The sequence below is a fragment of the Apolloniradiicaulis salifontis genome, assembly GCF_053756655.1.
The window spans coordinates 2,462,008-2,476,410 of sequence record NZ_CM132387.1 but is presented as its reverse complement, the minus strand read 5'-3'; the positions used below and the strand labels follow the sequence as shown (position 1 = coordinate 2,476,410).

11 protein-coding genes and 1 tRNA gene are annotated in these 14,403 nt (G+C 66.1%); 7 read left to right on the top strand and 5 right to left on the bottom strand.

Annotation, left to right across the window (positions count from 1 at the left end):
• Positions 1-129 precede the first annotated feature (129 nt).
• A tRNA-Met gene (locus tag ACWCOP_RS11875) sits at positions 130-206 on the top strand.
• A gap of 426 nt (positions 207-632) precedes the next feature.
• The gene (locus ACWCOP_RS11870) at positions 633-866 is read left to right on the top strand and encodes a hypothetical protein (protein ID WP_478248499.1); all 234 of its coding nucleotides are present in this window, start codon (positions 633-635) and stop codon (positions 864-866) included.
• A gap of 62 nt (positions 867-928) precedes the next feature.
• Here ACWCOP_RS11870 and ACWCOP_RS11865 read toward each other — a convergent pair whose 3' ends face one another.
• Both ACWCOP_RS11865 and acs read right to left on the bottom strand, forming a co-directional pair.
• On the bottom strand, positions 929-1,594 hold the full coding sequence (locus ACWCOP_RS11865) for a hypothetical protein (RefSeq protein WP_478248498.1): 666 nt from the start codon (positions 1,592-1,594) through the stop codon (positions 929-931).
• Between the two features lie 148 nt (positions 1,595-1,742).
• Positions 1,743-3,689, bottom strand: a complete 1,947-nt coding sequence (gene acs, locus ACWCOP_RS11860; protein ID WP_478248497.1) for an acetate--CoA ligase — start codon at positions 3,687-3,689, stop codon at positions 1,743-1,745.
• Between the two features lie 171 nt (positions 3,690-3,860).
• Here acs and ACWCOP_RS11855 point away from each other — a divergent pair, with 171 nt between their 5' ends.
• Both ACWCOP_RS11855 and ACWCOP_RS11850 read left to right on the top strand, forming a co-directional pair.
• The gene (locus tag ACWCOP_RS11855; RefSeq protein WP_478248496.1) at positions 3,861-5,453 is read left to right on the top strand and encodes a lysine--tRNA ligase; all 1,593 of its coding nucleotides are present in this window, start codon (positions 3,861-3,863) and stop codon (positions 5,451-5,453) included.
• A gap of 107 nt (positions 5,454-5,560) precedes the next feature.
• Complete coding sequence (locus ACWCOP_RS11850; RefSeq protein ID WP_478248495.1) at positions 5,561-7,597, top strand: putative bifunctional diguanylate cyclase/phosphodiesterase; 2,037 nt, start codon at positions 5,561-5,563, stop codon at positions 7,595-7,597.
• Positions 7,598-7,601: 4 nt separating this feature from the next.
• On the opposite strand, the gene ACWCOP_RS11845 is transcribed toward ACWCOP_RS11850, so the two are convergent.
• From ACWCOP_RS11845 to ACWCOP_RS11835, 3 genes are read right to left on the bottom strand one after another with little or no spacing between them, the layout of a single operon-like run.
• Positions 7,602-9,068 (bottom strand): sensor histidine kinase, encoded by a 1,467-nt coding sequence (locus ACWCOP_RS11845; protein ID WP_478248494.1) that lies wholly within the window; start codon positions 9,066-9,068, stop codon positions 7,602-7,604.
• Positions 9,069-9,101: 33 nt separating this feature from the next.
• Positions 9,102-10,526, bottom strand: a complete 1,425-nt coding sequence (locus tag ACWCOP_RS11840; protein ID WP_478248493.1) for a dihydrolipoyl dehydrogenase family protein — start codon at positions 10,524-10,526, stop codon at positions 9,102-9,104.
• Positions 10,527-11,294 carry a TVP38/TMEM64 family protein gene (locus ACWCOP_RS11835; RefSeq protein WP_478248492.1) on the bottom strand — a complete coding sequence of 256 codons (768 nt, stop codon included), beginning with the start codon at positions 11,292-11,294 and terminating at the stop codon, positions 10,527-10,529. It abuts the gene before it with no gap.
• A gap of 359 nt (positions 11,295-11,653) precedes the next feature.
• Here ACWCOP_RS11835 and rpmH point away from each other — a divergent pair, with 359 nt between their 5' ends.
• From rpmH to yidC, 3 genes are read left to right on the top strand one after another with little or no spacing between them, the layout of a single operon-like run.
• Complete coding sequence (rpmH, locus tag ACWCOP_RS11830) at positions 11,654-11,788, top strand: 50S ribosomal protein L34 (RefSeq protein WP_478248491.1); 135 nt, start codon at positions 11,654-11,656, stop codon at positions 11,786-11,788.
• 12 nt (positions 11,789-11,800) lie between these two features.
• Entirely contained in the window at positions 11,801-12,184 is a 384-nt protein-coding gene (rnpA, locus tag ACWCOP_RS11825; protein WP_478250686.1) for a ribonuclease P protein component, read from the top strand.
• Positions 12,185-12,224: 40 nt separating this feature from the next.
• Complete coding sequence (yidC, locus tag ACWCOP_RS11820) at positions 12,225-14,399, top strand: membrane protein insertase YidC (RefSeq protein ID WP_478248490.1); 2,175 nt, start codon at positions 12,225-12,227, stop codon at positions 14,397-14,399.
• The last annotated feature ends 4 nt before the right edge of the window (positions 14,400-14,403 follow it).

Genomic DNA, 14,403 nt, shown 5'->3' with positions numbered 1-14,403 from the left:
GCATCAGGGCGCTTTACCCCGCCACTGAAACTCGCGCAGGCAAGGCCGCCGCAAGCGCTTGCGCCGCCGCGCGCGCGACGCTATACGCCTCCCTCCGCCGCGCCGACCGCTGGTCGCCGCGCAGGGCATGGCTGGGTAGCTCAGCTGGTTAGAGCGCACGACTCATAATCGTGAGGTCGGGAGTTCAAGTCTCCCCCCAGCTACCATGCTTCCTGATTTGAAAAGCCGGCGTCTCGAAGCGGGGCTGGTTTGCGCGTTTTAGCCGGGTCCGGCGCCCTTTGCGCGCCCGCAGGCGGACTGAAGCCCAAAGCCGATCAGGCGCTGCGCGGATGGCGCAATGGCCTGACTCTCAAGGGTCGGGCAGGCATGGCGTTGCCGTTCAGGGCTTTTCCCTTATACTGTGCGGCATGTGCGAAGCGCGCCTTGCAAGTGCGGCGCGCCCCGGTCGATTTTCCAGCCGGGGGTTTGACCGACCGATGACACAGGGGTCGTCGGCCGGTGTTCTGGACTGCGGCGGACAAGGCTTTGAGCGCCGTGCGTCGCCGCTTCTACGTCGTGAAATACGCGCAAGCAGGGCGGAGCCGCGCGCCGCCGGCCTTTGATGTTCGAGCTTACTTACCAAGGAGCCTGTCATGGCGACCACCGACACCCCGATGAGCGCACCGGTGCGCAAAGACAAGATCAGCCAGACCAATGAGGTGGCGCGAGCCATCATCGGCGCTGAAGACGATGCGCGTCAGGCCAAGACTGACCGCCTGCGTGCGGCGCGTCTGAAAAAAGAAGCCAAGGAAGCCAAGGAAGCCGCTGCTGAACCGGCCAAGCCTGCAAAGCCCGTTGCCAAGAAAGTGCGCCGCATCAAGGTCTAGGATAGACCTCTGCAACCGCCCGCGCGCCGCTCAGACTGGCGCGGGCCGGTTGCATCGGCGGTTTAATCCGCGCCCAGAGACAGAAGCAGATACGCCATCACCGGGACTGCAAGCATCGCCGGGATGACCAGGACTGCAAATCCGAACAGCGCCACCATCAACGCCATGAACAGGGCGATGTTGAGCATGAAAAGCGGCCCTGCAGCATGCGGGTCGTTCGCCACTTCACGCAGCATGTGACCAAAGACCGGCGTGGCCAGAGCCGCCCGGCCGACAAGGCCGGCTGCGCGCCGCGCCAGGCCCGCCGGATGCACCAGCAGGGCGTCGATGGAGCGCGCGCGCCGCGCTCCGGCCATGATCAACGCCATCGCGATCCCGGCTCCAGCCACCGCCGCCGCCGCCGCGAGGCCCTCTCCCACGCTGTAGACCCAGACAAAGCCCGCCGCCGCCAGAATCGCGGTCACCGGCGCCATGGCGCGCTGCACTGCGCGCGCCGGACGCCACACAGGAAGCGCCTCGCCGGCCTGACCGGCCATGGAGTTGGCCACGAAGGCCAGCCCCGCAATGTAGTGAAACACCACTAGCGGGATCGATACGGCCACAAGCGCGAACGCCGTGGGGCTGTCGAAAAACCCCGGCTTGGGGCCTGGAAACACCGTGAACAGACCCGCCCAGAGGGCGAAAGGCAGCAGCATGAAGCCGCCAAGAGCGTAGGGGATGAAGCGCATGAAACCCTCTCAAGCCAGTGACCAGGCCTGATTTAAGGGCTCTGCTGCGCCGCACAATAAAGATCGATGCGACCCAAAAGCGCTTACTGTAAGTGGGGTTTTTAGCGTCCCCATGCAAACAATCGCAGATATGCGGCCGTCCAGCGCCTCACCCCAGAGCCGCTTTTCGTCCCTCCATCAGGTCATCGACGACGCCGGGATCTGCGAGGGTGGAGGTGTCGCCCAGCTTGTCGAACTCGCCCTCGGCGATCTTTCGCAGGATGCGGCGCATGATCTTGCCCGAGCGGGTTTTCGGCAAAGCCGGGGTGAACTGGATCACGTCCGGGCTCGCCACCGGGCCGATCTCCTTTCTCACATGGTCCTTGAGGGCCTTTTCAGTGTCCTTGGTGGGCTCCACCCCGTCGATGAGGGTGACATAGCAATAGATGCCCTGGCCCTTCAGATCATGGGGATAGCCCACTACCGCGGCTTCGGCGACGAGCGCGTGGAGCACAAGGGCGCTTTCGATTTCGGCCGTGCCCAGGCGATGGCCGGAGACGTTGAGCACGTCGTCCACCCGGCCGGTGATCCACCAGTATCCGTCGGCGTCGCGCCGCGCCCCGTCGCCGGTGAAATAGACGCCGGGATAGGCGGAGAAATAGGTCTCGAAGAAGCGCTGATGGTCGCCATACACCGTGCGCATCTGTCCCGGCCATGACCCTTCCAGCACCAGATTGCCTTCCTGGGCGCCGGTGTCTGAGAGGCGGTTTCCTTCCGCGTCCATGAGGGCGGGCTTCACCCCGAACATGGGAAAACTCGCCGCACCGGGCTTCAGCGCATGGGCGCCGGGCAGGGCGGTGATGAGGTGGCCGCCGGTTTCGGTCTGCCACCAGGTGTCCACGATGGGGCAGCGCCCGTCGCCGACAACCTCGTGATACCAGCGCCAGGCCTCGGGATTGATCGGCTCGCCGACACTGCCCAGCAGGCGCAGGGACGAGCGGTCATGCTGCTTCACCGGCTCGTCGCCCATGCGCATGATCGCGCGGATGGCCGTGGGGGCGGTGTAGATCACCGACACCTTGTGCTTGGCCACCACGCGCCAGGCCCGGTCCGGTCCCGGCCAGGTGGGCACGCCCTCGAACATCACCGATGTGGCGCCGTTGGCCAGGGGTCCGTAGACGATATAGCTGTGCCCGGTCACCCAGCCCACATCGGCGGTGCACCAGAACACGTCCTCCTCGCGATGATCGAACGTGTAGGCGTGGGTCATGGCGGTCCACAGAAGATAGCCGCCGGTGGTGTGCAGAACGCCCTTGGGCTTCCCCGTGGAGCCTGAGGTGTAGAGGATGAACAGCGGATCCTCCGCTTTCATGGGTTCCGGCTCGCACTTGGAGTCCACCTCCAGGCCCAGCTCGTGGTGCCAGTGGTCGCGGCCCTCCACCCAGGCCACGGCTGCGCCGGTATGGCGCACGCACAGCACCGCCTTCACCCCGCCGCAGATCTCGATCGCCTTATCGACATTGTCCTTGAGCGGCACGCCGCGCCCGCCGCGCACGCCCTGGTCGGCGGTGACGACGAATTCGCTGCCGCAATCCTCGATCCGGCCCGCGAGCGCCTCGGGACTGAACCCGCCGAACACCACCGAGTGGACCGCACCGATGCGCGCGCACGCCAGCATGGCGTAGGCGGCCTCCAGGATCATCGGCATATAGAGCGTGACGCGGTCGCCCTTCTTCACGCCGATCTTCTTCAGCTCGTTGGCGAAGCGGCACACATGGTTGTGCAGCTGGGCGTAGGTGACGGCGTGGTGATAGGCCGGGTTATCGCCCTCCCAGATCAGCGCCACCTTGTTGGCGCGGGTCTTCAAGTGCCGGTCGATGCATTCATAACTGGCGTTAATGACCCCGTCCTCGAACCAGCGGACATGGAGATCATCCTGGTCAAAGCTCACATCGGAGATCTGCTCGGGCCGCGTGAACCAGTCCAGCCGCTTCAGCTCCTCGCGCCAGAACGCGTCGGGCTCCTCGATGGATTGCTTGTATTTCTGCGCGTAGATTTCAGGGGTTATGCGCGCATTGGCGAAGCTTTCAGGAACCGGATAAACGTCCTGGGCCATGGCGGTCTCCTCGCATGAGTGTCTGGGCGTATGCCGTCTCCGGGACCTTCGCGCGCCCGGCGGCCTGCGCGCAAGGGCGACCTTTGGCGGAGGCCCCGGTGTTGACCGCCTCGCGCGGCGGGCATACTTCAGCCGCTCTGCATTCCCGTCATCAAGAAGCGACCCGCCCCCATGACCGATCTCGTCCCGATCGCCCAATCCGCCAAGGCCTGGCCGTTCGAACAGGCGCGCGCCGTCCTGAAACGGGTGGAGAAGGCGGGCAAGACGGGCGAGGCGGTGATCTTCGAGACCGGCTACGGGCCGTCGGGGCTTCCTCATATCGGCACGTTCGGCGAAGTGGCGCGCACCTCCATGGTGCGCCACGCCTTTCGCGTGCTCACCGATGACCAGATCCCGACCCGGCTGATCTGCTTCTCCGACGACATGGACGGCATGCGCAAGATCCCGGGCAATCTGCCCAATCAGGAAATGCTGCACGCCAACATGGGCAAGCCGCTCACCGACGTGCCCGATCCGTTTGAAACCCATGAGGGCTTTGCGCAGCACAACAACGCCCGCCTGCGCGGTTTCCTGGACAGTTTCGGGTTCGATTACGAGTTCTTCTCCGCCACGCAGCAGTATCGCTCGGGCGCCTTTGACGACGCGCTTTTACGCGCGCTGGAGAAGTTCGACGCCATCATGGAGGTGATGCTCCCGACGCTGGGCGCGGAGCGTCAGGCGACCTACTCGCCCTTCCTGCCGATCTCGCCCACAACAGGCCGGGTGCTGTACGTGCCCATGAAGAAGGTGGACGCCAAGTCCGGCGAGATCACATTTGAGGACGAGGACGGGACCGACGTCACCCTGCCGGTCACCGGCGGGAACACCAAGCTGCAGTGGAAGCCCGATTTCGGCATGCGCTGGGCGGCGCTGGGCGTTGATTTTGAAATGTTCGGCAAGGACCACCAGGCCAACGCCCCGATCTACTCGAAAATCTGCAAGATCCTGGGCGTCGAGCCGCCGGTGCAGTTCGTCTACGAGCTCTTTCTGGATGACCAGGGCGAGAAAATCTCCAAGTCCAAGGGCAACGGCCTGTCGGTGGAGGAGTGGCTGCGCTACGCGCCCCAGGAGAGCCTGTCGCTCTACATGTTCACGAAGCCCAGAACCGCCAAGCGGCTGCATTTCGACGTCATCCCCAAGGCCGTGGACGAGTATCGCCAGCACCTGGCCGCCTATCCGGGGCAGGAGCCGGACAAGCAGATCGAAAACCCGGTCTGGCACATCCATGACGGGCATCCGCCGGACTCAGGCTCGTCGATCGGTTTTTCGCTGATTCTGAACCTGGTCTCGGCCGCCAATGTTCAGACAAGCGAGCAGCTATGGGGCTTCATCGAGCGCTATTCGCCCGGCGCCACGCCGGAGACCGAGCCCTTTGTGGACCGGCTGGCGGGCTATGCGATCGCCTATTACGAGGACTTCGTGAAGCCGTTCAAATCCTACCGCGCGCCCAGCGAGACAGAGCGCGCGGCCATGGAGAATCTGGTGGCGCGGTTCAAAGCTCTGGATCCGGCCGAGACTGATCCTGAAGTGATCCAGACCGAAGTCTTCGCCGCCGGAAAGGATCACGGGTTTGAACCGTTGCGCGACTGGTTCACGGCGCTCTACGAGGTGCTTCTGGGCCAGAGCCAGGGGCCGCGCTTCGGCGGGCTCGCCGCGCTCTACGGCGTGCCGGAAACCATTACGCTGATCGAGCGGGCGCTGGCCGGAGAGGATCTCCACGCCTGACCGGAAATTCCCTACTCGGGCCTATGGTTACCCAAGGCTGACCCTGCCGGGCACTTAGCTTTAAGACTCTTCGCGCTACATCCGATGACAGCATCAGCGGGTGGTTCATGCGTGTTATTTCCTGTCTCGTTCTCGAGCATAATCTGTGGCTTGTCCTTCTCGCCGGCCTCGTATGCGTGCTGGGATCAGCGGTTACGATCCGGCTCTATCGCGGCGTCTTGCGAAGCGAGGGCGCCAGCCGCCATGGCTGGCTTTTCCTCACATCGGTGAGCGCCGGCGCAGCGATCTGGACGACGCATTTCGTGGCGATGCTGGGCTATCAGCCGCCGGCGCCGGTGAGCTTTGACCCGGTTCTGACGCTTGTCTCCGGCCTTATCGCCATCGGCGGTGCGGCCATCGCCCTGCAGGCGGCGTCCAGCCTGCCCGGGCGCATGGGCCCGTATGTGGGCGGCGCTCTGCTGGGTCTGGCGATCGCGGCGATGCACTTTGTCGGAATGTTCGCCTATCGCGTCGACGGGCTGGTGAGCTGGAGCGCGCCCTATATCGCCGCTTCACTTGTGCTGTCGTGCGTATTCGCCGCGCTGGCGCTGGGCGCGGTGAAAGCGCGCGCCGCAACGCTGCTTCAGGCTGTCAGTCCCGCCGCGCTGCTGGTCACGGGAATCGTGGCGCTTCACTTCACGGGAATGGCCGCGTTTGAGGTCATCCCCATGGACGGCGTCAGCGCCGGGGCGGACGCGGCGGCGTTCCGGGCCATGGCGCTGGCGGTGGCGGTGGCCGGCCTCATCATCATCGGCACCGGGGTGTCGAGCTATCTCATCGACTCGCGCCGCATCGAGCAGAGCGACGAGCAGCTGCGCCACATGGCTCTGCATGATTCCCTCACCGGCCTGCCGAACCGGACGGCGTTCAACGACGAGCTCAGCGCGCGTATCGCGCGCGGGCGGTCGCTGGCGGTGATCGGCATCGACTTGAACCGGTTCAAAGAGATCAACGACGCCTGGGGCCATGAAGCCGGCGACCAGGTCTTGTGCGAGCTGTCCCGGCGCCTGCGCGCGGTTTGCGGCGAGCGCCACTTCCCCGCCCGGTTCGGCGGCGACGAGTTCGCCCTGATCGCCGCATTCGACGGCGAGGAGGCGCTGCAGGACCTGACCGCGCGCATCGAGCGGGCGTTCAACGACACCATCCGGTTTGATCATGTGGAGGTGTGCACGGGGGCGAGCCTGGGCGTGGCGGTGCATCCGCGTGACGGGGCCGATCCGCAAACGCTGGTGCGCAACGCGGATCTGGCCATGTACAAGGCCAAGCTCGATCCGCTGGAGACGGTGTGCTTCTACGATCCCGCCCTGGGCGAGAAGGTGCGCGAGCGCCGGGTGCTCGCCAGCGATCTCAGAAACGCCATCGCCCGTAACGAGCTGGCGCTCCATTACCAGATCCAGACCTCGATCCGCACCGGTGAGGTGATCGGGTATGAAGCGCTGCTGCGCTGGACCCATCCCGAACGCGGCTCGGTGCCGCCGGCCACGTTCATTCCACTCGCCGAAGCCAACGGGCTGATCCTGCCCCTGGGCGAATGGGTGCTGCGCCGGGCCTGCGCCGAGGCGATGGAATGGCGCGATCCGCTCAAAGTGGCGGTGAATCTTTCCGCGATCCAGCTCACCCACGCCGGGCTGCCCCATCAGATCCATCAGATCCTCATCGACACGGGCCTGCCCCCGGAGCGGCTGGAGATTGAGCTCACCGAAACCGCGCTCATCAAGGACAAGGCCCAGTCGCTTCACGTCATGCGTCAGATCAAGGCGCTGGGCGTGGCCGTGGCGCTGGATGATTTCGGCACCGGCTATTCCTCTCTGGACACTCTGCGGGCGTTCCCGTTCGACAAGATCAAGCTGGACAAGACCTTCACCGACGCGCTCACCGATGACGAGCGCACCCGTGCGGTGATCCGTGCGGTCCTGTCCATGGCGCGCACGCTGTCGATCCCGGTTCTGGCCGAAGGTATCGAGACCGAGCGCCAGCTTGACGCCTTGCGCGAGGAATCCTGCGACGAGGCCCAGGGCTTCCTTCTGGGTCGCCCAGCGTTGCTGGACGCGGCCACCATGAAGGCGCGGTCGGCGGCGCCGGTGGTGCGCTTGCGTTCAGCTTAAGGCCTCAGGCGGCGTCCGGGCCGGCCGGTTTCAGCCGCACTTCAAATACGCTGCCTTCGGGCCCGGTTGCAGCCAGCGTCACGTCGCCGCCCATAGTGCGGGCGAGTTCGCGCGCGATGGAGAGGCCAAGCCCGGTTCCGCCCGCAGAGCCGGAGCGCCCGAAAGGCTCAAACAGGGTTTCCGCGATCCGGTCGGGCACGCCGGGTCCGGTGTCGGCAAGGCTGAGGATGAGGGCCTCGCCCTCGCGCCGGCAATCGGCGTGGATCGCGCCGCCGTCGGGCATGGCCTGTACGGCGTTGCGCACCAGATTCAGCGCGATGCGGTGCAGGTGGTCGCGATCGGCGAGAACGCTGGCGGTCTCATCAATGGCGTTCGACCAGTCGGCCGCCCCCGTGGCGGCGAAGGCGTCGCCGGCGGCGTCGTCCACCGCGTCTTTCAAGCTCACGCGGCGCAGCTCGGGTTCGCGCTCCTTGGCGCGGCCGTATTCCAGCGTCTCCTCGCAAAGGCGCACCCCGCGATCAACGGCGCGCAGAAGGCGCGCGCCCATGCCCGCCACCCGCTCGTCGGCGTTCATGGCGAGCCGGTCAGAAACAAGCTGGGCGCTGGCCAGCACGTTTCGAAGATCGTGATTGATGCGCGCCACCGCGCCGCCCAGCGCGGCCAGGCGCTCCCTCTGGGCGAAGGCGGCGCGCACCTCGTCCTGCATGGAGGCGAGGGCGGCCTGAGCCTCCCCCAGCTCATCGGAGCGCTGCGGCCCGGGGGCGCGCCGGGCGGGATCGAGCGGATCTTCTGCAAAAGCGGTCATCGCCCGCGCCAGGCTGCGCATGGGCCGCACCAGCATGTAGAGGAGCACCACATAAAGAAGGCCGCCGGTCACCGCCGCGATGAACAGCGAGAGCAGCGCGATATTGCGCGAAAACACAAGTAAATCGGCTTTCAGCCCGGCTTCGGGCACGATGACGCTGATGCGCTCGTCGCTTCGGGTGCGCGGCTCGGCGATGATTCTGAGAAACCGGCCCTCCGGCGCGAACAGGGTGTGGCACACCGCCACCAGAGCGTCGAAAAAGCCCTCCTGGGTCAGATCGGCGGTGACGAGTTCTGCCTCCCCGATGGCGCCGCCCAGCACCAGCTCGTTGACGCCTTGCGTCACGCGGGACACCGCGACCACTTCGGCGCCGGCGAGAAGCTCGCGCACCATGTCCTCGCCCAGCTGCATGCCGCCGGCGCTTTCAGCGGCGAGGGCGGCGAGATGCGCGGAATCGGCCCGGTCCATCAGCCAGCCGGTGCGAAAGCTCGCGGCGCTGGGAAAGAAGATCAAAATCTCGGCCAGCAGGACGAAGGCCACCGACAGCGCCAGAAGCTTGCCGGGCAGGGACAACGCCCAGGCCCGCACGCCCGCCGTGACGCGCCGCACGCGCCCAGTGGTGCCAGGCGGCGTGCCGGCGTGGCTGTCCTGCGGCCCGTTCGTCATGCCCCCGCCGTTCGCTCCCCCGCCGTCTTGCGGCTAGTGGAATTGCGTCAAAAGCCCGGCCCAGGTTTTCGCCAGCGGGCCGAACACTGTGGGCTCGTAATACTTGCTAGCGGCGCGTTTGAACACTTCACCGCGTGTGGGATAGGGCGCGACAGGGCTGGTGAGGTCGCGCACCGAGCCCCCGGTGGCCATCACCGCCTGCGCGATCTGGATGAGGTCATCGGCGCGCGCTCCGGCGGCGTGGGCGCCCAGGATTTTGCCGCCCTTGCCGATCACCAGACGCCCGTCGCCCACCGTGTCCAGCTCGGCGATCGCGCGGTCATTCTCGGCGAAGGGGAAGCTCTTGACCGTCACCTTGTCGCCATGCTGCTCGCGCGCCTCGGCCTCGGTGAGCCCGATGCCGGCCAGCGGCGGATCGGTGTAGACCGCCTGAGGGATGAGCTGGCTTGATTGCTTTGTGGGCACGCCGAAATAAAGATTTCGCACGATCACCGAGCCATGCCAGCCGGCCAGATGGGTGAGGGCGCCCTTGCCCGCGATGTCGCCGGCGGCGAAGACGCGCTTGTTGGCGGTTCGAAGCTTGTCGTCGCAGACCACGCCGTTGGCGTCGGTCTCGATTCCGGCGGCCTCCAGATTGAGCCCGTCGAACACCGGCTCGCGCCCGATGGCCACCAGCAAGTGGGAGCCGCGAATGATCTCGCGCAGAGAGGTGGCGACCTCCACCCCGCCATCGTCGCTGCGGCGCACGCCGGTGGCGCGCACGCCCACCTTCACGTCCACACCGTCGGCGGCCAGTGATTGTGCGGCTATCGCGGCGTGGTCCGGCTCAAAGCGTGACAGGATGCGCCCGGCCTCCAGCAGCGTCACCCTGGAGCCCAGCCGCGCGAACGCCTGGCCCAGCTCGGTCCCGATCGGACCGCCGCCCATGATGATCAGATGCTCAGGCAGCGTCTCCACCGACCAGATCGTCTCATTGGTCAGATAGGGCGTATCCTCGATGCCGGAGATGCCGGGAATGCGTGCGCGGGTGCCGGACGCCAGCACGATGCGCCTGGCCTGCACCTCCACGCTGGCGGAGGCGACGGTCTTCTCGTCGATGAAGCGGGCGCGCTCGCGCACCACCTTAACGCCCATGCCTTCAAAGCGCTCCTGGCTGTCATTGGGCTCGATGGCGCGGATGGACTTGGCGATATTCTCGCGCACCTTGGCGAAGTCGACGCTGACCTCGCCGGTGGAGATTCCGTACCGGCCGGCGTGACGCACCGCATGGGCCTTGTGGGCGGCGGTGAGGATCGCCTTGGACGGCACGCAGCCATAGTTCAGGCAGTCGCCGCCCATCTTGTTCGCTTCAAACAGGACGACCTTGCGGCCCAGCATGGCGGCCCCGGCGCTGGTCACCAGCCCGCCTGAGCCTGCGCCGATCACGGCGAGATCGGCCTTGATGCGTTCGCGGCTCATTTATGCGTCTCCTTCAGCCGGCTTGGCCGGCGATGTCTTGCCGGTCACCCGCTTGTAGACCGCCGGCAGCACGGCGAGCAGGGCGAACACGATAAGGGCCAGGATAAGCTCCAGATCCAAAAGCTCTGTGAAGGAGGGGATGCCCTCGTCCACCACGCTGGAGAGCTTGCCGCCCACGGTGGCGTAGACATAGGCGCCCGGCGCCATGCCGATGAGCGAGGCGAGCACGAAGGCGCGCAGCGGCACATTCAAGAGCGCAGTCGCCAGATTGATCACGAAGAAAGGAAAGACCGGGATCAGGCGCAGGATCATCACATAGGTGAACGCGTCCTGGGAAAACCCGTCCTGAAGCTTCTTCACATAGCCTGGAAACTTGTTTCGCACCCAGTCTGCAAACGCGTAGCGGGCGGCCAGGAACAGGATCGTCGCGCCGATCGTGGCCCCGAGAAGCGCCACCCCGGCGCCCAGCCAGGGCCCGAAAAGGAAGCCCGCGCCCAGCGTGAACCAGATCGCACCCGGCACCGAGACCGAGACGGCGAGGGCGTAAAAGGCGAGATACGCCAGCGCCGCCAGCCAGAGATTGGCCTCCACATAGCCGGTGAGATCGCGCAGAAGGGCCGACGCGGCCTCCGGGTTCAGATATTGCTGACCGCCCAGCGCGAAGAACAGCGCCAGGCCGGCGCCGAGTGCGGCCAGCGGAAGCAGGCGTTTCCAGAGCGGTGTCGATTTCCCTTCGCCGCCGTCCGGCGCGTCGTTTTTGGCGCTCATGTCTGTCGTCCTTCTCGGTCTCGATCCTGTCAGGCTGGCATATAGCCTTACGCGGCGATAGCGATAGTCACGACCCGCGCACGCGGTGTCACCAACGCGTGAACGGGCGTAACGCATTAACGCCCGGCGCGTGGTGTGGGCGCGCAATATGAACGGGTTCAGGACCGCGAGCCGGGTTTCCACGGGTCTCGCGCGGCGCCGCCGGTCCCAAGCGGCGGGACATCTCCGGGATAACCGGCCCGGAGGCGGCCTCCGGACTCACTCGCCGTGCTTGACTGGACGGAGCCCGTCCCGTACAAACCGCGCCTCTAATTTGAGCCGCCGGGGGACCGGCCGCTGATCCCGATGGGAGAACCACCGTGAAACGTACATTCCAGCCTTCGAAACTGGTTCGCGCCCGCCGCCACGGTTTCCGTTCGCGCATGGCCACCAAAGCCGGCCGTCAGATCGTCGCGCGTCGCCGTTCCAAAGGCCGCAGCCGTCTTTCGGCCTAAGGGCTGACCGGCATCCTGACCGCCTACCCGAATCGCGCCGCGCGGATCACGCTGCGGCGCGATTTTTTACGTGCGCGCGAAGCCCCGCGCCAGGCCCGCCCCGGCGTGGTCATCCAGATGCGCGCGCGGGCCGACGATAGCGACGGTCCGGCGCGCGCGGGTTTCACCGCCACCAAGAAGATCGGAAATGCGGTTGTCCGAAACCGCGCCAAGCGCCGCCTGCGTGAGGCGGCCCGCCTGCTTTTACCCCTCCACGGGCGGGCTGGAACCGATTATGTGTTCATCGCACGGGCTGCGACGCCGGAGCGCGCCTGGGCGGCCTTGCTTGACGATGTGGAAAGCGCATTGGTAAGCCTCGCGCGCCGCGCACACGCCAGCGCGCACCCGACACAATAAAGGCTGCGCCTGGCGCGCCCGGCAGGTAAGGACCGCTTTCGTGGGTGAATATCGCAATCTGATCATCGCAGTCGTCGTACTGATGGTGTTCATGCTGGGCTATCAGGCCTTCGTTCTGGATCCCATGGCCGAGCGCCGCCAGTCCGAACGGGCCGCCGCCGGCGAAGTCACGGCCCAAGGAGATGACGCGCCCACCGCCGCGCCTGACAGTTTTGGCGCCGCCGACGCCGCCGTCCCGGTCTCGCGCGAGCAGGCGCTCGCCAGTTCCCAGCGCATTCCGGTGCGCACCGATGCGGTCTCCGGCTCCATCAATCTCACCGGCGCGCGCTTTGATGATCTCGACCTTCTACGCTACGACACCGAGCCGGACAGCGGCATCCCCGTCACTCTGCTGACCCCTGAAGGCTCGCCTGGCGGCCATTACGCCGCCGCAGGCTGGCTTGGCCAGGTGGACGGCCTGCCGGGCCTCTCGGCGCAATGGAGCCTGGTGCAGGGCGAGGTGCTCACCCCCACAAGCCCTGTCGTACTGCAGTACGCCGCCGGTGATCTGGTGTTCCGCCGCACCATCGAGGTGGACGAGGATTATCTGTTCACCGTCACAGACCAGGTGTCCAACCAGTCCATGTCGGCGGTGGCGCTGCGCCCCTACGCCCTGGTGCGCCAGGAGGGGGTTCCGGCTGACCTGCAGAACTTCTTCATACTGCACGAAGGCGCTGTCGGCGTCGTCGGTGAGGAGATGTTCGATCGCAAGTTCGGCAAGATGGAGAACGAGGGCCGCGGCGACCTGACCGAACGCACCGGGCAGGGCGGCTGGATGGGTCTGACTTCGAAATACTGGCTCGCCGCCGTGGCGCCGGAGGGCGCGCCCCAGGTGCGCGGCCAGTTCCGCGTTCTCGACCGGCCCGGCAACCCGGTGTTTGAATCCAACTATCTCGCTGAGGCGGTGACCATTCCTCCCGGCGAGGCGATCACCAACGTCTCCCATGTGTTCGCCGGCGCCAAATCCCAGCCGCTTCTGGCGCGCTATGAAGAAGAAATCGGCATCGAGCGCCTGACCATGGCTATCGACTGGGGCATGTTCTGGTTCTTCACCCGGCCCTTCTTCTCCATTCTGCATTTCTTCTACGGGATCATGGGCAATTACGGCCTGGCCATCATGGCGCTGGTGCTGGTGCTGAAGGCCCTGCTTTTCCCGCTCAACAACAAGGCCTTCGCCTCCATGGCGAAGATGCGTTCAGCCGGTCCGAAAATGACCGAGATTCGCGAGCGTCATAAGAACGATCCCCAGGCCCAGCAGAAGGCCATGATGGATCTCTACAAAAAGGAGAAGATCAATCCGGTGGCCGGCTGTCTGCCGATCCTGCCGCAGATCCCGATCTTCTTTGCGCTCTACAAGACCGTGTTCATCTCGCTGGATGCGCGCCACGCGCCGTTTTTCGGGTGGATCCAGGACATGTCGGTGGCCGACCCCACCACCATGTGGAATCTGTTCGGGCTGCTGCCCTATGACCCGTCCGGAGTGCCGATCATCGGCTCGACGCTGGCGCTGGGCGTCTGGCCGCTCATCATGGGTCTGACCATGTGGGCCCAGCAATCGCTGAACCCGCCCCCGCCCGACAAGATCCAGCGTCAGATCTTCGCCTTCCTGCCCATCGTCTTCACCATCGTGATGGCGCCGTTCCCGGCCGCCCTGATCATCTACTGGTCGTGGAACAACACCCTGACGGTGGGCCAGCAATACCTGATCATGCGCCGTCAGGGCGTGGAGACGGAGTTGGACAAGAACATCATCCGGATCAAGGCGCGCCTGCAAGGCAAGCCCAAGCCAGTGTTCGAGAGCGACGCGGCCAGCGACACGGCGGGCGCCACGCTCACCGAAAAAGTCTCCAGCGTCGAAGCCGGCGTGCTCACCGATGGGGCCCGTGACGACGCCCAGGCGACCCCCGATCCCGCCACGGGCGACGGCGCGGCCGCCCAGACCGCCGGCGACGGCATTGACGCCGATACGGCCGCCAACGCCGCCGATCCTGGTGATGAGACCGATGGCGCTGAAGCGGATGAGGGCGACGCCAAGCCCGCCTCCGCCGCAAAGCGCGCCCCGGCAAAGCGGGCCGCATCCAAGCCCGCCGCTTCCGCGCCTGAGGCCGGACGCACCCGCTCCAATCCGGCGGCGAAGAGGAAGCGTCCCGCGCCCAAGAAGAAGCCGAGGTCATAAGCGC